Below are 19,441 nucleotides of genomic sequence, written 5' to 3' on the forward strand. Positions count from 1 at the left end.
ATTAACGTCTGTAGGTAAGCCAGACCATTAGTGCGGGTAGAATCGCCAGCAGCACCGCTACCATTGCCCAAGCTATGATGCTCGATCCACTTGCCAATCGCAGTGCTAGTGGCAACCATATAATCACTAACACGAAAATAATACCGAGCGCTACTGGTAGATAGCTTTCTCCTAAACGAGGATGAACAACCTGCCAGCTAGAACCATTCCAACGCCAAGCGCGTTTGTAAGGATAGGTAGTGGAAAGCTGCTCCAGCACATAACCATTATCTTCAACTACAAATATTTGCTGACAGCGATCGCATCCAAATGCTTCTGTCAGGGTAATCGGAACTAACCGTCCCCGACGGCGACAGGGACAGGGATAATCGCTATTGAAATCAAGTTTTTCTGGTTTTTGGGATTGCACAAGCGGTCTTATAACTTGAGCGTGTTTATCAAAAGCAGGGACAACACTATCCCCTTGTAATGTTTTTGGGGCTAGTTACTCTCCTATGCACTCTTTTTATAGCAATTTCAGTCAGTTTATGTGTCTGTTCATTACAGATATATTTTGGCTCAATTCAGCATCGAATAGAATCTGCACTAGAGCATCTAGCCATGTAGCTAATCCTACATAAATCTTGTTTGTTGCATCTAAGTTGCATCTAAGGAATACTTCTACTTTCTCAACACTTTACAAAATTGCCTTTTTCTTGAAAAAAGACTTTTTTATTTTTACTGTTAGCCTGAGAATTAAAAAAACTATATGTCAATACTAGGAGTACTAAACTTAGATGTTCTAAATGCAACAACTAGGCTTCTATACTAGTAAATTTAACTATATTATAGTTTGAATTTTCAAAGCGGGTAACGCGATTCGAACGCGCGACATTCACCTTGGCAAGGTGACGCTCTACCACTGAGCTATACCCGCAAACGCCACATATATAAATATGTCAGAATCATCGCTGATTGTCAAGGGGTGGTAATAAATTTTGAGGGAACAAGGGACAGGGGATTGGGGATAGGTGATAGGGGGACAAGAGGACAACAGACGCGAGGAGGCGGGGATAGGGCATTGGGGAGATTGTATTTTTCCTATGCCCTTTGCTCCATGCCCCTTGCCCTAGTCCCTTAAGCCAGTTCTTCTCCAGCTGTCGAGAAATCGCCTACGCTGGCACTTTTGAGTGAAGGTGGTAGAGATTGTGAATCACCAGAATAGGGCTGATTAAGGTTAGAACGCAATTTCCGCATCAAGCTGCCCATTTCCAGAGCATTCATGGCATAATCCCAACCGTGATTACTTTTAATGCCGGCTCGTTCTAGGGCTTGCTGCATACTGTCGGTAGTTAAAATGCCAAAAATCACGGGTACGCCAGTTTGAAAGGAAGCAGCAGCAATACCTTTTGCTACCTCAGATGAAACATAATCAAAATGAGGCGTTTGTCCTCTAATTACAGCGCCCAGGCAAATTATGGCATCGTAGCGACCTGAAAGTGCAAGTTGGCGAGCTACCACCGGAACTTCAAAACTTCCCGGTACCCAAATGTAATCGACTTGAGAGCCGTGAGGATCGACATCGACGCCGTGGCGTTTCAAGCAATCTTGACAACCCTCTAACAACTTGGTGGTAACTAAGTCATTGAAACGACCTATCACCAGTGCAAACCGCAAAGGCTCTGTCTGCGTAAAAGTTCCCTCGAAAACTGCCATGACCGCCTCTAAATCAACTATACTCTTGCAAATATATACATTTCTTCTTTAAAGACAACAGGAGCAGCAAAGATAAATAGACGCGGAGAAAGAGAGACGCGGTGACGCAGAAAGTGGGAGAGAATGGAAGAGTGAGAGTAGAGACAGTGCCTTGTGCCTGCCCTAGAGGAGGAAAGAAATTTTCATTTGCATTCCCCGTGTCTCTAACTCCCAGAGTCTCCGTGTCCCCACGTCCTCACGTCCCCGTGTCTGGTTTGTCCCCGCGTCAGTTGCGCGTTCTGCTATGCTATTAACCTGCTCTAGATTGCAGTTTTTATCTAAACTACGAAAAAGCTCAATGCCGCGACTACAAGTACTAAGGCAATCCAAGCTCCAGAACCGAGCCACAGCAATCTTTTAGAGTCATTCCAGTTTTGTGGGGTGGCATAGGCAACGGGAACGCCAATCACCATCACAAAAGATAGGAGGACTAAAGCGAGCAAAGCAAATTGGAATATGATACTCATTTTCCCTTCTCCCAAGACAGCGAAAATACTAAAGATAGAATATTTACAGGGCAAAACAGATAGTTTTTCCTTATTGTTAAGCTAGCAGAATTTGCAACACTTTAGTCATTAGTCATGTGTCCTCTGTCTGAATACCAATTGACTAATGACTCATGACTAAATAACTATGGATTTAATTTTGTGCCATACGACAGCTGATTTTGACGCCCTGGGAGCAGCGATAGGACTAACACGGTTGCTGCCTGGCAGTAAGATTGTGCTGACTGGCGGTGCTCACCCACCTGTGCGAGATTTTTTGGCATTGCATCGAGATGAGTATGCGCTGATTGAACGGCGTTCAGTGAATTCAAAAAAAATTCGTTCTTTGACTGTGGTGGATACGCAACATCGCGATCGCCTGGGTAAAGCTGCTGAATGGATAGATTTACCCCACCTGAAGAAAATCGTAGTTTACGATCATCACCTCGAACAAAATGGCGATATCCCCGCTACACAAGTCTATATTTCGCCTGTAGGAGCAATTACAACTCTCATTGTCGAGGAATTGCAAAAACAACACATTTCTCTGTCTCCAGCAGAAGCAACGGCGATGGCTTTAGGAATCCACGTTGATACTGGTTCCCTTACTTATGACAACGCCACACCACGAGATGCTCTGGCGTTGGCTTGGTTAATGCAGCAAGGAGCAAGTTTATCGGTAGTAGCAGAGTATGTTGAACCAGGTTTATCTCCACAATTGCAGCGGTTATTATCGGAAGCTCTTGACAATTTACAGTATCTATGCGTAAGAGGATATACCTTAGCTTGGGTAAGGTTGCAAACCAGTGCTTTTGTGCCGGGGCTATCAAGCCTTGCTTCCGAGTTGATGGAACTGACAGAAATTAATGCCTTATTGCTAGCTGATGAATATCCTTTGGGAGATGGTGATTCGCGTTTAACTATCATTGGGCGATCGCAAATTCCCGGTGTCAATCTCAACAAAATATTTCAACCACTCGGTGGTGGGGGGCATTCTCAAGCCACATCTTTAAATTTAAGGGGAGCAAGCTATGAGGAAGTTTTAAATCAACTGCTAGAAGGTTTAAAAGCTCAAGTTCCCCATCCACCAACGGCACGAGATTTAATGTCTTCTCCAGTTCGTACCATTCGCCCAGATACAACTATTGAAGAAGCACAGCGAATTTTGTTGCGCTACGGACATTCAGGTTTATCTGTAGTGGATGCCCAAGGAAAGTTATTAGGTATTATTTCCCGTCGAGATATTGACATTGCCTTGCACCACGGTTTTAGTCACGCGCCTGTTAAAGGTTACATGACAAACAATCCCAAAACAATTACTCCAGATACCACACTGCCAGAAATTGAGTCATTGATGGTGACTTATGATATCGGGCGCTTACCCGTATTAGATAATAGGCAATTAGTAGGGATTGTTACTCGCACCGATGTGTTGCGGGAACTGCATCAAGAAAGAGAGGGGAATAAAACAGGGGGAGAGCGGGAGAAGGAGAGAGACAAAGAAGATGTTGAGGTTCCTAACTTGGCAGAGTTACGCGATCGCCTCGATCCTAAACTTTGGGAATTACTTACCAAAGCATCTGTACAAGCCAAACAGCGAGGTTGGCATTTATATTTGGTGGGCGGAGCAGTACGCGACTTGCTGCTAGCGAAAGAAGCTTCTGGCACCTTGATGATTCAAGATATCGATTTAGTTGTCGATGGTTTCCACAAAGCTGCGGATGTTGGTGCTGGGGTGGAGTTAGCAAAAGCACTTCAACAAATTTATCCGGCAGCACGGTTAGAAATTCACGGTGCTTTTCAAACTGCTGCCTTACTGTGGCACAAAGATCCAGAATTAGATTCTCTATGGGTAGATATTGCCACTGCCAGAACTGAATTTTATCCTTACCCCGCTGCTAATCCGGAAGTTGAAGCTAGTTCGATTCGTCAAGATTTGTATCGGCGGGATTTTACGATTAATGCCTTAGCGCTGCGACTCACACCTCCTCATGCTGGTAAATTACTTGATTTCTTTGGTGGTTTATTGGATTTACAAGCGAAGCAAATTCGCGTTTTACACGCTAACAGCTTTATCGAAGATCCTACCCGCATTTATCGTGGTGTGCGTTTTGCTGTACGCTTCGGATTTAAAATTGAACCGCAAACTGAAGAATATATTCGCTATGCCATTAACAGTGGCGTTTATGATCGCACTGCCAGAGAAAATAATCGCGCACCTGCACTACAAACACGACTAAAAGCAGAATTAAAACACATTTTAGAAGCGCCTTATTGGAAAAGGGCGTTACAGCTACTGGGAGACTTGGGGGCATTACAGTGCATTCATCCCACCCTAAAGCTAGATGAGGATTTGTTACGGTTATTACGGTTGTTAGAACGTTGTTTGCGAAGATTCGATCCCCAACAAACTTTGATTGTTCACTGGCAAATGCGTCTAGAAGCGATCGTCGCTCATTTAGCACCAGAATATCGTGCCAAAGTCGCAAAAAATCTGCAAATGCAAGAAGATAGTATCGAATGCTTGGAGAATTTAGCTCAGACAGAAGCTGAGGTAAAGGAATCTTTGCCTACCTGCCAGCACCCCAGCCAAGTGGTGAAGTTACTGCGCCAGTATGACTTACCGATGTTAATTTTAATTGCCCTACACAGTTCACGAGTCATTAGACAGCAGATATGGCATTACTTAACAGTTTGGGCTAACGTTCAGCCAATTCTCAATGGCAATGACTTGAAGAAATTAGGTTATAAACCGGGGCCACAATATCGCCAAATGCTGGATGATTTACTAGCAGCTACCTTGGATGGAGAGATTAAAAATAGAGCAGAAGCAGAGAATTTTTTGATACAGCATTATCCTAAGTAATTGATATTTAAGTAGATGAAATTTTTATGCAAACACAAACACCAAAAAAGTACTACACAATGACAACATATTTACCAGAGGAATCTGAACAATACTATCAAGAATTACTCAATAATTCAGAACTCATAACTTATAACTCAGTATAAATTATGTGGAAGATATTCTGTTCCCTGTTCCCTCAAAATTTATCCTTGGGGATATTCTAAGTTCTCCCCAATGGTGTTAATTTTATTTTTCAACAGAAAATTGCTGACTTGTCGCGAGTAAATATTCTAAGAAAGTATTAGCAGTAATCGAAAGCTGCTTTTTCTTGGGATATATTACCTGCCATTGGCAACGAATTGGCAATCCCTCTATATCCAAAATTGCGAGTTGATTTTTGACTTCTGTAAACTTTAAGGTGTGCAAAGATATAACTGAAAGACCTAAACCGTCAATTACAGCTTGGTGAATAGCTTCATTACTGCCGAGTTCTAGGTTGATTCGGGGTGAGATTCCATGCCGCTCAAAAAACTTTTGTATCACCTTGCGGGTTCCTGAACCCTCTTCCCGCACAATAAGGGGTTCCTCTGCTAAACACTCCAGAGGTAAGTTACGCTGCTTTGCTAAAGGATGATTGGCAGGAGCGATCGCAACTAGTGGATTATCTAAAAATTGCTTTGCCTCTATATCGTCTCTCTCTGGTGGACAACTGAGAATATATAAATCGTCAAGGTTGTCATTTAGCCTTGCTAATAGTGCTTCATGATTGGTAACCTCCAGAGAAACACTAACACCAGGATAAAGTTCGCAAAATGGTTTTAGTAATTTAGGAATGAAATACTTAGTCGTAGTCACTGCCGCTAGCCGCAGTCGCCCCTGTTTCATCCCCTTCAAGTCATCTATAGTTGTTTCTAACCGTCCTAAGCACTGAAATATTTCTTGACAGGTACTTAAAACTTCTTTTCCTGCTTCTGTAAGGAAGACACGCTTACCTACTTGTTCAAATAGGGGCATGCCAATAGCCTGTGTTAAATGCTTAACTTGCATAGACACTGTAGGCTGAGTTACGAACAACTCTTCTGCCGCACGGGTGAAGCTACTGTGCCTTGCTGCTGCTTCAAAAGCCTGTAACTGATCGAGCGTAATAGACTTCAGGAACATATCCTTTTGTCTGATTTCCCCTAAAGAACTTTTCATGGAAACACGTTTACTAATAGATAACTTACCAGCGCTTTCTAGCTCTCTGCGTAGAGAAGTTTAACAACATGAGGGTTGCTTAATCTTAATATACAGTAGTTTAACAACATTTATGTTGTTTAAGTCGAACAGTATAATACCTCAAGTCATAATGCTGGTTCCTATGCAATCTCTCAAAGTTAGTACTGTCGGCAGTTGGCTATTAATAAGGATGAATATATAGCTATAGAGCGACCTGCAATAAAATCACCAAATTGCAAGTCTATATATTTCTATTGCCAACACAAAAGCAGAAGCAGCAAAGCAGACGGGCAAGTTATAATTTTTTTGCGGATAGGCGTAACAAAAATTTATGAGTAACCCCCTTGTACAAGCATTTTTTGTAGGCAGAGCAGTAGCTGAAGTTCTTTCTGAACGTTTAGAAAATGCCTTTACCGATGCTTTGAGTGAACTAGGCAAACTTGATGCTGAACTCAGAGAAGAAATGCGCCAGTTTACAGAAGAAGTCATGGAGCGCGCAAATCGAGCTGCTGATGCAACTGCTAGTGGTGTTAATACTACAGTAGTTAGGCAAACTGGTTCCGAACCTATTGATTTGCAAGCAATGATTGATGAACTGCGAGCAGAAATCGCCCTCCTGCGAACAGAATTACAACGTTATCGCAGTAGTAAAGGCTGATAAAAATAAACCCATATTGATTTAGAGGCGGGTTGATGTAGAAAATATTTCATAAAGTTTAGAGAGTTGTCCCTAAAACCCGCCCGTACAGTGATGAGTTGTAAATAACCCACACCTAACAACAACAAATAACAACCAACAACCAATTAGGGTTAAGAGTGTCTTCCATCCCCAGTGATTCGGTTAAAAACCAGCGGTACGCAAAACTTATGGAACAAGGTTATACAGATAAAGCATACCGTTGGAATCGCGAAAACTATTCCAGTAAACGGCGTTTTGTGGACATTTGGTCATTTGTATTGACCTTATTGTTCAAGCTTTGGCTTTATAAAAAGTCTTGGAGTTACCCAAGTGGAGTTACCGAAGTAAAGCAAACTGCTAGACGTAAAACACAAGCAGTCTGGATTCGTAATACTCTACTAGACCTGGGGCCAACTTTCATTAAAGTTGGGCAACTTTTTTCTACCCGTGCCGATATATTCCCCAGTGAATATGTTGAAGAACTTGCCAAGCTACAAGATAAAGTACCTGCTTTTAGCTATGAGCAGGTAGAAGCGATCGTTGCACAAGAACTGGGCAAAAAAATTCCCGAACTCTTTGAGAGTTTTGAACCGATTCCTTTAGCTGCTGCTAGTTTAGGGCAAGTACACAAAGCAGTGCTGCATTCGGGGGAAGCAGTTGTTGTTAAGGTGCAACGCCCTGGGCTAAAAAAGCTATTTGAAATAGATTTAAAAATTCTCAGAGGTATTGCCCGCTATTTTCAAAATCATCCCGAATGGGGACGAGGACGAGATTGGATTGGTATCTATGAAGAGTGTTGCCGCATTCTTTGGGAAGAGATAGATTATCTTAACGAAGGACGTAATGCTGATACTTTTCGTCGCAATTTTCGTGCTTTCGATTGGGTGAAAGTGCCACGTATTTATTGGCGCTACACCTCCTCACGAGTGCTAACACTCGAATATCTTCCTGGTATTAAAATTAGCCAATACGAAGCTTTAGAGGCTGCGGGCTTGGATCGTAAACAAATCGCCCGTCAGGGCGCTCAAGCTTACCTGCTTCAGCTATTAAATGATGGCTTTTTCCACGCTGATCCCCATCCTGGTAATATTGCTGTTGACCCCGAAGGTGCTTTAATATTCTACGATTTCGGCATGATGGGGCGGATTAAATCTAATATCCGCGAAGGGCTAATGGAAACGCTATTTGGTATCGCTTCTAAAGATGGCGATCGCGTTGTCAAATCCTTAATTGATTTGGGCGCATTAGCACCAGCAGAAGATATGGGGCCAGTGCGACGTTCTGTCCAGTATATGCTGGATCATTTCATGGATAAGCCTTTTGAAAATCAGTCCGTAGCTGCTATTAGTGACGATTTGTACGAGATAGCTTATAATCAGCCTTTTAGATTTCCAGCGACGTTCACTTTCGTGATGCGAGCCTTCTCGACTCTAGAAGGCGTGGGCAAAGGCTTAGATCCTGAATTTAACTTTATGGAAGTTGCTAAACCGTATGCAATGCAGCTTATGACTAATATGAATGGTTCTGATACGAACAGCTTTTTCAATGAATTAGGCAAGCAAGCTGTTCAAGTAAGTAGCACAGCGCTGGGACTACCACGTAGACTGGAAGATACGTTAGAAAAATTAGAGCGCGGAGATGTACGTGTTCGCTTCCGGTCTATAGAAACAGAGCGTCTGTTGCGTAGACAGAGTAATATTCAGTTAGGGACAACCTATGCCCTGTTAGTCAGTGCTTTTACAGTTTCAGCAACGATTTTATTCGTTAACCATTATCTATGGCTGGCAATATTTATCGCTTTAATCGCAGCGGTTATATCCTGGCTGCTGATTAGGCTGGTGATGCGCCTCGACCGTTATGACCGTATGTATTAATTGATGCAAGAATATATGAAACTTCATTTTACCGGTCTTAGTGATTCGGGACTTATTCGTTCTAATAATCAAGATGCTTACTATACCGATCCAGAAGGACGCTTTTTCATTGTTGCTGATGGTATGGGTGGTCATGCAGGAGGTGAGCAGGCAAGCCATATCGCTACGCAGGAAATTCACAAATATTTAACTGAGAATTGGAATGCTTCTAAATCTTCTTCCCAGCTTTTGGAGGAAGCTTTATTTAAGGCAAATGAAGCGATTTTGCAAGATCAGCACAATCATCCCGAACGTGCTGATATGGGGACAACAGTTGTGGTGGTAATTTTTCGCCCCGGAGAGCCACCTTGGTGCGCTCATGTTGGTGACTCTAGATTGTATCGTTTTCGAGATTCTCAATTAGAACAGATTACCGAAGATCACACCTGGGTAGCACGTGCTCTGAAGATGGGTGATATCTCTCTAGACGAAGCACGAATTCATCCTTTTCGTCACGTCTTGTCTCGTTGTTTGGGACGTGAAGATCTAAATCAGGTTGAAGTCCAGCAACTAGATATCAAAGTGGGCGATCGCTTGCTGTTGTGCAGTGATGGTTTAACAGAAGAACTTGTCGATGAAAATATTGCTTGCTACCTCCAAGAAAGCCCTTCGGTAGCAAAAGCCGCTATTTCCTTAGTTGAAGCCGCAAAGCACCATGGTGGACACGATAATATTACTGTCGTCATTGTCGCTGCTGATTAATCTCAAATAAGTCTTATCTATTTTTGCGGTAAATATACTCATCGTTTTGTTCAGATTGAGCATTTTTCCCTTTTACAACTTGATAAAAATACATTTAACCTCCGCAGTCAGCCATCTACGGAGGTTGAATTTACATTATTTGACAGGTTGACATCTTGCAATTAATAAAGTATGGCAATATAATTCACGCTTACACTTCTCCCTCTTTTTCCAGTTCCAGCAAGACTGTTGCTATCTGTAAAATTAAACGGCAGATAACAACAACACAAAAATATCTGACTTGCTTTGATAAAGTAGGAGACTAACCTACCTGTTATGGGGAGAAAGAAACCCAACCTCAAGGGCTTAAAAAACCCTTAAAATCACCGAAATTGGCAACGGTAGACTTGAGGTTTATATCAGTAGGCTGAAAAAACAAAACGTCACCCAGCAAAAAACACTCCAAAAGATTATGGGCAAATTTGTCAAACCTTTGTTATCTTTCTTAAAATAGGAGGAACAAATATATGACAAAGTACTACCCCTAAATAAATCGTCTTTTGGGGCTTTAGTGACTAAGATCACATTTACTTAATTTTTTAGGAGTTAATCATGGACAAGCCAATCGAACTAACTTTGGAACAGCAATTTAGCATCCGCTCTTTCGCTACTCAAGTACAAAACATGAGTCACGACCAAGCTAAAGACTTCTTGGTTAAACTTTATGAACAAATGGTCGTACGAGAAGCTACTTACAAAGAACTTCTTAAGCACCAGTGGGGATTAGATGCCGGCTCTTCTTGGGCAGCGTAGAAGCCTTGTGTCGCAGTGGGCGACCTCCTTCTCTTGCTCGGTTCCAACGAGGAAAGGAGCTGGGGATGCCGGGGCGTCAACTTTAATGAGTTACTCTTCAAAAGACATCACGCTCTCAAAAACGAGACCTAGACTACAAAAACTTGTCTATTCGCAAGTTTGGTAAACAAACAAAGTCTCAATCTAAATTTTGGCGTTGAGAATTCATCTTGCGCTTGTGATAGCAAAATACCTCATAGAAGCCAAACTTACTCAAGCTTGTCCACGTTTTGTCACAATGCAAAACTGCACAGAAACCTATCTGTACAGTATGAATTTAACTCAACCTTCGATACTCTTGTAAGGAGTCATTTATATTTTTTATAACTTTATTTTGTAACTTTAGATAGACTCCCTTAACAATACTTAATATCTAAATAAAGTTTTAGTACTGGCGTTCTATAAGGTGATGTTTTTTGCATATTAGGCAGAAAGGTCGAAGGGTAAATCAGTATCAAGTCCTTCTAACTTTGCTAGAATCTGAGGTTTTAAGTTTTCGTATTCGACCTTGAGTAAACTTTTGCTAAGTTGGGGTTCACAAGGAGACGCCGATGTATTACTTGTCGTTACCCACTGTTGCAAATGTTGACGTTGAACAGGAGCAATAGTAGAAAGTAGCACCTTACTACATCTATTTGGTGTTTCTCTAGCAAAAAAAAGTAAGCGGTAGAAACCTTTTTCTGCCAAGAGGCGAGCTATTTCTTGGCCGATATTTGTTTTGAGATCAAGATAGTAAGGCAACCATTTAGGGCCATGTTTGCGGTTATAGATAACAGTAATCCATAGCAACATGGGATGAGGAGTAGCGATGAAAAGAAATTGATTGTAACGGATACAAACTAAGCGCTTTTGAATTTCTTCTTGGGGAAGCATAATCCACAAAGCTGGAATTAGTTCTGCTTGGATGCGGATGGGATGAGGAAAAACAATATTAGCGATGGGTTTATTTTGAGGCCAGGAGAATTGTTGAGTAATTTCACTATTGGATGGCGTGATTGTAGAATCTAGCTTGGGTTTGTGCTCAAAGTCCGCTTTTATGGTTGGGGGTACAAAAAGCGATCCAGAAGCCGATGTGCTAATGCCTGGCTGTTGAGTATGGGCAACCTCGATTTGCTCTAGGGATGTTAGAACCTTAAGAATTTCACCAACAGTTTGAGGGCGATCGCCTGGTACTTTCGCAAGACAACTCATAACCAAATTTTTTACTTCATTTGGTAGTTGCAGAGTCGGGGCAGCTTCTGCAAAAGAACGTGGTGACTTTTGATGATGTGTTTTATACCATGCTCCAAACGAGTGTGTTGGCGCCACTAAGGGCATTTTTCCCGTGAGCATTTCAAACATCATTACACCTAAACTATAAATATCAGAACGGTTGTCTAATTCCTTACCATCCATTTGTTCAGGTGAAGAATAAGCCAGCGTACCTAAATAGTAGTTTGTATAATTGTTATCTGCTTGTAATAATTTAGCGATCCCAAAATCTAAAACTTTGACTAATTCTCCAAAACTGGCATCTTGAATTACCAGCATATTGCTGGGCTTGATATCGCGATGGATAATCGGACAGATTTTGCCTTCTACCATAATGCCATTGTGAGCAGCCTGTAATCCTAAGCTGATTTGACGTACAAAACTCAAGAATCTTGGTAAAGATAGGTGCTGCTTACGAATAACATCACTGAGACTAATTCCTTGTAAATATTCCATAACGTAGAATGGGGTATTATTTTCATCTACGCCATAATCCATAACTCGGACAACATGAATGCTTTTTTGTCCTAATAACGCACAGGTTTTCGCTTCTCGCTCAAAACGCTCCTGTAATCGCATTTTGTTATTTTGGACAGATAAAGCAAGAAATTTAACGGCAACGGGTACGCCTCCCAATAATAGATCCTTGGCACGATAGACTCGTCCCATTGCTCCTGTACCAATTAAATCTTGAAGCTGATAGCGATTGCTGAGTAAGCGACCAACATTGGGGTCTGACATAGAAACTTCGACTCCAATTTAATTTAATATTTAAAAAGAGCGAATTTCACCAGCCTCAAGAAATAGGGTGGTGATAATTGTGTGAATGGGAAAGTTGGCCCCTCATAGATAGGAATGGCTAATTTACTTTGATAGCTTGTAGTATTCCTAACTTTGTGTCTGATTTATTTTGCCCATTTTTGCCACGTTTAATTAACTTTCAAAAAGGAAATGGTTAGTAGTTAGTCATTTGTCATTAGTAGGGGAGCTAGTGCACAGGTGAAGTAGCACTGGCTCTTTTGTTGTAGCAACTGGCGTGCGGAATTAAAAGATAAATTGTCGGTTTGACAGAGAAATTATTGGCAAAAACCGCCCGTACAAGTAGTTAGTTAACGCGTTGACGCTCTATATTGGCTTCCATTGTGCTACTTAAGTAGTGACCAACCATGATGCCACTAGTGAGGTAATAAGTATCATGATTGATGCGGTGCAAAGTCTCAAAACCACTACGACGTTCGCGATCGCTTAATACCCAGTAACGCTGCACAATAGTATCTATACCAATCCAACCTTCTCCTTCAATCTGTCCTAAAAGATTATGCTGAAGTAAGAAATTATACTGTCTATTTCCCCGATCCATACGTCCTTTGTATTGCAAAGCAATGTCCGCAAGATCACTGCCTGGAAATATTAATTTTGTTGCCATCGTAAACCAATTATCTCGATTCCAAGCCACCAAGGTCATACCCTTAACGCTGATTAGAATACCATTACGTTCTAGCCAACTTCCTTGCAACGTCCAGCGTCCTGGTTCCAGTAAAAATGTATGATCCACCTTGTCACCCTGCTATTAATCGAGTATCGCCAACAGTATAGCCCTTAGCTGGGGAGGGGAACAGGGGACAGGTGACACGGTGACACGGGGATGCGGGGACACCGGGAGGGAGAGAGGGAGAGAGGGAGAGAGGGAGAGAGGGAGTAATAAAACACTAACTACTAACTACTGTACGGGTGGGTTTAGAAGATAAATTATCTGTTTGAACCCAAAGATTATCAACAAAACTCGCCCCTACCAATGACAAATGACCAATGGCTAATGACTAATTATGGTTCGTGAACTTCTCCTAAAAGTACTTCTTGATGTGCTCCGGTGACTGATGGAAGGTTACCTGGAGTACCTAATTTTCGCCAGTAAGCTAAGACTGCAAAAGCGATCGCTTCTTTAAAATCTGCGCTTAATCCTGCTTCATCTGTGGTTAAAACTGGTGCAGGTGCTAGAAGTTCTTGAAGGCGATGTTTTAAATAGAGATTACGACTGCCACCACCACATAGCAATACCCCTTGTGGCATTTGCGGTAAAAAAGTGCGGTAACTGTGAACAATCGAAACTGCTGTAAGTTCTGTAAGAGTCGCGAGCAAGTCAGCAGGGCTTAGTTGGTAAGTTTCGGTGTCTTTGATACACTGTTGCAGATAACTAACACCGAATAATTCCCGTCCAGTAGATTTGGGTGGTGGCAGATGAAAATAATCTTGCTCCAGCCACTGTTCTACCAGTGCATGGCAGGGAGTACCACTTGCTGCCCAAGCACCGTTTTCATCGTAAGTTTTAGCATTATTTGTTAAATATTGTACTGCCAGATCCAACAGGCTATTGCCCGGCCCGGTATCCCAACCGCGAATCTTTTCTAGCCAGTTGTCTTGACGCGCTGGTATATAAGTAACATTACCAATTCCACCAATATTTTGAATACAACGCGCCTCTTGAGGATGACTAAGTAAAGCCGCATCTACACGAGGTACAAGGGGCGCACCGTGTCCACCAGCAGCAATATCTGCTACACGGAAGTTACTGACTGTCGTGATACCTGTTATGTTAGCAATTACAGCACCACGGCCAAGTTGAAGGCTGTAACCAAGGAATCGGGGATTAGGAAAAGTCTCACCCTGTCCCCTGTCCCCTGTTCCCTGTCCCCTACTTGGCGGTCGATGGTAAACTGTTTGACCATGGGAGCCAATCAAACTAGCAGTTTCGTTACCGATTTGAATCTTTTGTGCGGCTTGGGCAAAAGCTTGAGCGATCGCATCATCTAATTCTGCAAATTCTTGTATAGAGATGGCTTTTCCACTACAAACAGCTAAGATGCGTTCTCTGAGTTCCTTTGAGTAGGGATAGGTTGCCCCAGCTATCAATTCCACTTTTAAATCAAAATCTGTACCGGAAATGTCTACTAAAGCGGCGTCTATGCCATCTACAGATGTACCGCTCATTAAACCGATCACACGAGTCATTTTTTTGGTTAGTGGTTAGTGGTTAGTAGGGGCGGGTTTAGAAGATAAATTATCAGTTTGAACCCCAAAGATTATCAACAAAACCCGCCCGGCAGTCGCTACAACTCCCCTTCTCCGTGTCTCCATGTCTCCCCCTCTCCATGTCCCATGTCCCTCACTCCTCTCTCTGTTTCTCGGTAGCGATTATATGCAAATCAACGTTTTTGAGCAACCTCACTAATTTTTGAGTTAAAGAGCCTTTGAGGAGTATTTGCCAGCGTGATCGCTGACTTTCACCGATGATAATCTGGGTAATGTGGTATTGATGAGCAACCTCGGCGATCGCTTTAGCGATATTACTGTTGGTTACACGAATAAAAGTACCTTCAAATTCTTGACAAAGCTTCTCACACATATCTATGTGTAGGCTTTCTTCTTTTGTGAGAAAACGGTCTAGATCGGCTACAAATAAAGCAAAAAGAGGAGCATTCATGTAGTTAGCCAACCTCGCTCCTCGACGCAATAATTGTAAGGAATTTGGATAAGTGGAAACACATACCATTACTCGTTCGTGTATATTACATACTTCACCATTGAGGTTGCCGTTAGGAAGACTGGCACTAAGTTCTCTTGCGTCTTCTTCAACGTTGTCTGCTATCTCTCGCAAGGCTAACTCTCGCAAAGCAATCAAGTTACGGCGCTGGAAAAAGTTATTGAGTGCTTGGTGAATTTTTGGCTGGGCGTAGATTTTACCCTCCAGTAACCTTTCTTGCAGTGTCTCAGGTGTAACATCTACTACTACAACTTCATCTGCTTCATCGAGAATACGGTCGGGTATGCGCTCTCGTACTACCACTCCAGTAATTCTTGCTACTAAGTCATTAAGACTCTCCAAATGCTGAATATTCATAGTGGAGTAGACATCAATGCCGTTTTGCAAAATAACTTCTACATCTTGGTAGCGTTTTTCGTGGGGTAAACCGGGGGCATTGGTATGTGCTAGTTCATCGACTAAGACTAGCTGAGGCGATCGCGCTACAATTGCGTCCGTATCCATTTCCATCAGTATCAAATTACCGCGTGGAATTTTTTGACGAGGTACTATTTCTAAACCTTCAGCCATTTCTGCTGTTTCTTTGCGTCCGTGGGTTTCCAACAACCCAATCACAACATCAATACCTTCTTCTTTGAGCAAATGGGCTTCTTCTAGCATTCGGTAGGTTTTGCCAACTCCTGGAGCCATACCGATAAATATTTTATGTTTACCCCGCCGTGGTGGATGAATAGGGAGATTAGCAGTAATTAATGGTGTAGTATTTACTGAATTGAGGTTATCTTTGCCCAACATTTCACCTTTGGTAATATCATCTTAAAAGTGAGTTGATATCTATTCCAAATTACTGATTTTCTCTACGGTTAATTTCTTGAAGATCAAGTGCATAATTTAATTTCAAAATATTCACGCCAGCCTCTCCAAAAACTCCTAAAAATTTGCCATCTGTGTACTGTCTTAGTAACGGTAATATTTCTTCTCGGTTAATACCACGCGCACGAGCAACTCTCTCTAGCTGCTCCTGGGCTGTTCTCACTGTAATATGAGGATCTAAGCCAGAACCAGAGGTATAAATAAGGTCGGCAAAGGGTTGAATATTCTCGTCTGTGAATTCGTTGGCTCGTTCTACAATTCGATTGAGTAAATCTGGACTACTGGGAGCAAGGTTGCTGGCACCTGATATTCCGTATGGTTTGCCTATTTTTCCTTGGCTATATCTAACAGTACTAGGGCGTCCTTGGAAATAGCGATCGGAGCGGAACTGTTGCCCAATCAAAGCCGAACCAATTGCTTCTCCTTGAATATTTTGCATAATGCTGCCATTCGCGTGGAATTTAAAGGCAGTTTGACCTACTCCCCAGATAATGACAGGATAAATAATTGCGGTGACTAACCAAAGAATTATAGTAATGCGAATAGTTCTGGCTATTTCTTGAATAATAGACATAAAAACTGTCCTTAGTTGCCTGGGTTACCGATAAAGGTGTTTATTTTTTAATTAATTTCTTTAGAAGCGTTCTGGCTGAAAAACAACAAAAAATAAGTAAATTATCAGTGCCAGTGTTACCAATCCTAAAATCCCGATCGCCCAAGCAGAACGACGTTCTAGTGTACCTTCAGCAGTAGCATAAACAACTGGGGCAATAATCAAATTCAGACATAATGCAATAAAAAGAATCAATGGCAATTTTTGCTTGCGCCATTGCAACCAAATAAAGGAAATTGCCTCAATAACATCTGCTAATAAAAATTTGCGCGCTAAATTAACTTGTTTCATAACTTTTTACCCTCTCTTGTGCTTATACCCTTAATTGCTTATTTATTCCTTCTGCCTACCTACGGAAGCCGTACCTACCCTACCCTGCGGGAACCCCTTTCGGGGAACGGGAACAGCTTCGCTGAACGGAAGCCGCTAGCTAACGCAACGCCTTACGGCGAACGCGTCTACCGCGTCTACTGCCTTCTGACTTGAAAGTGGGTGTGGGGGTGTAAGGGTATAGGGGTGTAGGAAAAAACATTTTCATACCTGGCGGTGAAATTTTTTCATCGGGACTGCCCTCTGCCCTCTGCCTTCTTATGCCAACCCCACTACCGTAATAATTAAATCAATCAATTTAATTGCAATAAATGGTGCTATTACACCACCTAAGCCATAAATTAAAATATTGCGTTGTAGTAGTTGATTAGATGTCAGTGGTCTAAACTTTACACCCTTAAGTGCTAAGGGAATTAAAGCTGGAATAATCAAAGCATTATAAATGAGTGCTGACAGCACAGCAGAATTGGTGCTGGTTAGCCTCATAATATTTAAACCTTGCAGGTTAGCAGAAGCAAATAAGACTGGAATAATCGCAAAGTATTTAGCGATATCATTGGCAATCGAAAATGTTGTTAATGCTCCGCGAGTAATCAGTAATTGTTTGCCAATACTAACGATATCGATTAGTTTTGTAGGATCTGAGTCTAAATCCACCATGTTGGCTGCTTCTTTCGCAGCTTGAGTACCAGTATTCATTGCTACTCCCACATTCGCCTGTGCTAAGGCGGGAGCATCATTAGTACCATCTCCAGTCATTGCCACTATTTTGCCTTCTCGCTGTTCTTTTTGAATTACAGCTATTTTGTCTTCTGGATTGGCTTCAGCAATGAAATCGTCTACTCCAGCTTCTTTAGCGATGACAGAAGCGGTGATGCGGTTGTCACCAGTCAACATGATGGTACGTACTCCCATGCGTCGCAGTTGCTCGAAGCGATCGCGTATTCCTGGCTTGACAATATCCTTGAGATAAATCACGCCGTAAATTTCGTTCTCAAAGGAGACTGCTAAAGGTGTACCTCCCTGTTGGGAAACCATTTCGTAGGCGCTATCTAATTCCGGTGAGGTGTTGCCGTTGCGGGAACGCACAAATCCCTTAATTGCATCTACTGCTCCCTTACGCGCCTGTTGCCCATTAGGTAAGTTTGTCCCGCTCATGCGAGTTTTAGCTGAGAACTCGATTCCTTCAGATCTATCAACGTCAAAATTAATCCTTGCTCCTAATTTTTCTGCCAATCGGACAATCGATTTTCCCTCTGGCGTCTCATCAAACACACTCGCTGCCAGAGCGACATAAGCAACTTGCTCCATTGAGTGTCCGTTGATTGGAATAAATCCCTCAGCCAAACGGTTACCCAAAGTGATAGTACCGGTTTTGTCGAGAACTAAAGTGTTAACATCACCACAAGCTTCTACTGCTCGCCCTGAGGTAGCAATAACGTTAAATTGGGCAACCCGATCCATACCAGCGATACCAATAGCACTCAATAAGCCGCCAATAGTTGTAGGAATCAGTGCTACTAATAGAGCTACCAAAATTGATACACTAACTGGACTGCCAACTGTGTTGGCAATAGGTGGTATGGTAACAACGACAAATAAAAACACTAAGCTGAGAACCGCCAATAATACTGTCAGAGCAATTTCATTTGGTGTTTTGCTGCGATCTGCTCCTTCTACCAGAGCAATCATCCGATCAATAAAGCCTTTGCCGGGATCGGCGGTGATGCGAACAATTAACTCGTCAGAAATAATCCGCGTCCCGCCTGTCACGGAGCTAGCAACATCGGAGCCTGTTTCTTTTAATACTGGTGCTGATTCTCCTGTAATTGCCGATTCATCAACGCTAGCGGCACCCATAATTACTTCCCCATCGGCGGGAAGAATATCACCAGCAACTACGTAGACGGTATCACCTCGTTGCAGACTGGTGGAAGGAACTTCCGTAATCGTGCCATCAGGAGAAAGTTTTTTCGCAATGGTTTCTGACTTGGTTGAGCGTAAGGCGTCGGCTTGGGCTTTACCACGTCCTTCTGCTACTGCTTCGGCAAAATTGGCAAACCAAACAGTGAAGAATAAAATTACCGTAATCAAGCCGTTGATCAAGCGTGGGTTATTACCGGGAACAGAACCAAATAATTCGGGATCAATTGTGGCTGCAAGGGTGACAAGCGTACCAACCCAGACTAAAAACATGACTGGGTTTTTCACTGCATCTTTAGGGTTGAGCTTGACAAAGGCATCCTTAATAGCTCTTTGATAAATTCCTTTAGTATTTACCTTTGCTTGTTTACGGGCATGACGGCGATCATATGGGCGAAAACGTTGGGGTTTAGGTGGTTTGGGGGTAGTTGCAACTGGATTCATATTATGCAAGGGAACAGGGTTGGGGGAACGGGGAGTGGGGGAGTGGGGGAGTGGGA

General features: G+C 42.5%; 16 protein-coding genes and 1 tRNA gene. 5 read left to right on the plus strand and 12 right to left on the minus strand.

Features of this window, described 5'->3' with window-relative positions:
• Position 1: 1 nt before the first annotated feature.
• The 4 genes from U2718_RS30015 to psbZ all read right to left on the minus strand — a co-directional run bounded on the left by U2718_RS30015 (position 2) and on the right by psbZ (position 2,201).
• Positions 2-409 carry a hypothetical protein gene (locus U2718_RS30015; RefSeq protein WP_342001140.1) on the minus strand — a complete coding sequence of 136 codons (408 nt, stop codon included), beginning with the start codon at positions 407-409 and terminating at the stop codon, positions 2-4.
• A gap of 435 nt (positions 410-844) precedes the next feature.
• Positions 845-916, minus strand: a tRNA-Gly gene (locus U2718_RS30020).
• 200 nt (positions 917-1,116) lie between these two features.
• Positions 1,117-1,695, minus strand: coding sequence for a 6,7-dimethyl-8-ribityllumazine synthase (gene ribH / locus U2718_RS30025; RefSeq protein WP_016872714.1), 579 nt, complete (start codon positions 1,693-1,695; stop codon positions 1,117-1,119).
• A 317-nt stretch (positions 1,696-2,012) separates the two neighbouring features.
• Entirely contained in the window at positions 2,013-2,201 is a 189-nt protein-coding gene (psbZ, locus tag U2718_RS30030; RefSeq protein ID WP_016872715.1) for a photosystem II reaction center protein PsbZ, read from the minus strand.
• Between the two features lie 166 nt (positions 2,202-2,367).
• Between psbZ and U2718_RS30035 the strand changes: the two genes are divergently transcribed.
• Positions 2,368-5,085: a CBS domain-containing protein gene (locus U2718_RS30035; RefSeq protein ID WP_342001144.1), complete on the plus strand. Its 2,718-nt coding sequence runs from the start codon at positions 2,368-2,370 to the stop codon at positions 5,083-5,085.
• A 228-nt stretch (positions 5,086-5,313) separates the two neighbouring features.
• On the opposite strand, the gene U2718_RS30040 is transcribed toward U2718_RS30035, so the two are convergent.
• Positions 5,314-6,264 carry a LysR family transcriptional regulator gene (locus tag U2718_RS30040; RefSeq protein WP_289792439.1) on the minus strand — a complete coding sequence of 317 codons (951 nt, stop codon included), beginning with the start codon at positions 6,262-6,264 and terminating at the stop codon, positions 5,314-5,316.
• A gap of 352 nt (positions 6,265-6,616) precedes the next feature.
• Between U2718_RS30040 and U2718_RS30045 the strand changes: the two genes are divergently transcribed.
• From U2718_RS30045 to U2718_RS30060, 4 genes are all read left to right on the plus strand, one after another.
• A complete protein-coding gene (locus tag U2718_RS30045; protein ID WP_342001148.1) occupies positions 6,617-6,943 on the plus strand; it encodes a DUF6825 family protein in 327 nt (108 codons plus the stop codon).
• A 209-nt stretch (positions 6,944-7,152) separates the two neighbouring features.
• Positions 7,153-8,838: an AarF/ABC1/UbiB kinase family protein gene (locus tag U2718_RS30050; RefSeq protein WP_342001150.1), complete on the plus strand. Its 1,686-nt coding sequence runs from the start codon at positions 7,153-7,155 to the stop codon at positions 8,836-8,838.
• A gap of 15 nt (positions 8,839-8,853) precedes the next feature.
• Positions 8,854-9,579, plus strand: a complete 726-nt coding sequence (locus U2718_RS30055; protein ID WP_342001152.1) for a Stp1/IreP family PP2C-type Ser/Thr phosphatase — start codon at positions 8,854-8,856, stop codon at positions 9,577-9,579.
• A 591-nt stretch (positions 9,580-10,170) separates the two neighbouring features.
• Positions 10,171-10,371: an NblA/ycf18 family protein gene (locus U2718_RS30060; RefSeq protein WP_289792443.1), complete on the plus strand. Its 201-nt coding sequence runs from the start codon at positions 10,171-10,173 to the stop codon at positions 10,369-10,371.
• 462 nt (positions 10,372-10,833) lie between these two features.
• On the opposite strand, the gene U2718_RS30065 is transcribed toward U2718_RS30060, so the two are convergent.
• The 7 genes from U2718_RS30065 to kdpB form a co-directional block, all read right to left on the minus strand.
• Entirely contained in the window at positions 10,834-12,402 is a 1,569-nt protein-coding gene (locus U2718_RS30065; RefSeq protein WP_342001156.1) for a serine/threonine-protein kinase, read from the minus strand.
• A gap of 364 nt (positions 12,403-12,766) precedes the next feature.
• Entirely contained in the window at positions 12,767-13,216 is a 450-nt protein-coding gene (locus tag U2718_RS30070) for a hypothetical protein (RefSeq protein ID WP_342001158.1), read from the minus strand.
• A gap of 269 nt (positions 13,217-13,485) precedes the next feature.
• Positions 13,486-14,670, minus strand: coding sequence for an anhydro-N-acetylmuramic acid kinase (locus U2718_RS30075; RefSeq protein ID WP_342001160.1), 1,185 nt, complete (start codon positions 14,668-14,670; stop codon positions 13,486-13,488).
• A gap of 154 nt (positions 14,671-14,824) precedes the next feature.
• Positions 14,825-15,997 (minus strand): universal stress protein, encoded by a 1,173-nt coding sequence (locus U2718_RS30080; RefSeq protein WP_342001162.1) that lies wholly within the window; start codon positions 15,995-15,997, stop codon positions 14,825-14,827.
• Positions 15,998-16,046: 49 nt separating this feature from the next.
• Positions 16,047-16,649: a K(+)-transporting ATPase subunit C gene (gene kdpC, locus U2718_RS30085; RefSeq protein ID WP_342001164.1), complete on the minus strand. Its 603-nt coding sequence runs from the start codon at positions 16,647-16,649 to the stop codon at positions 16,047-16,049.
• A 60-nt stretch (positions 16,650-16,709) separates the two neighbouring features.
• Entirely contained in the window at positions 16,710-16,979 is a 270-nt protein-coding gene (gene kdpF, locus U2718_RS30090) for a K(+)-transporting ATPase subunit F (protein ID WP_342001166.1), read from the minus strand.
• Between the two features lie 297 nt (positions 16,980-17,276).
• Complete coding sequence (gene kdpB / locus U2718_RS30095; protein ID WP_342001168.1) at positions 17,277-19,385, minus strand: potassium-transporting ATPase subunit KdpB; 2,109 nt, start codon at positions 19,383-19,385, stop codon at positions 17,277-17,279.
• Between the last annotated feature and the right edge of the window lie 56 nt (positions 19,386-19,441).

Source organism: Chlorogloeopsis sp. ULAP02, assembly GCF_038404745.2.
Classification (GTDB): Bacteria; Cyanobacteriota; Cyanobacteriia; order Cyanobacteriales; family Nostocaceae; genus Chlorogloeopsis.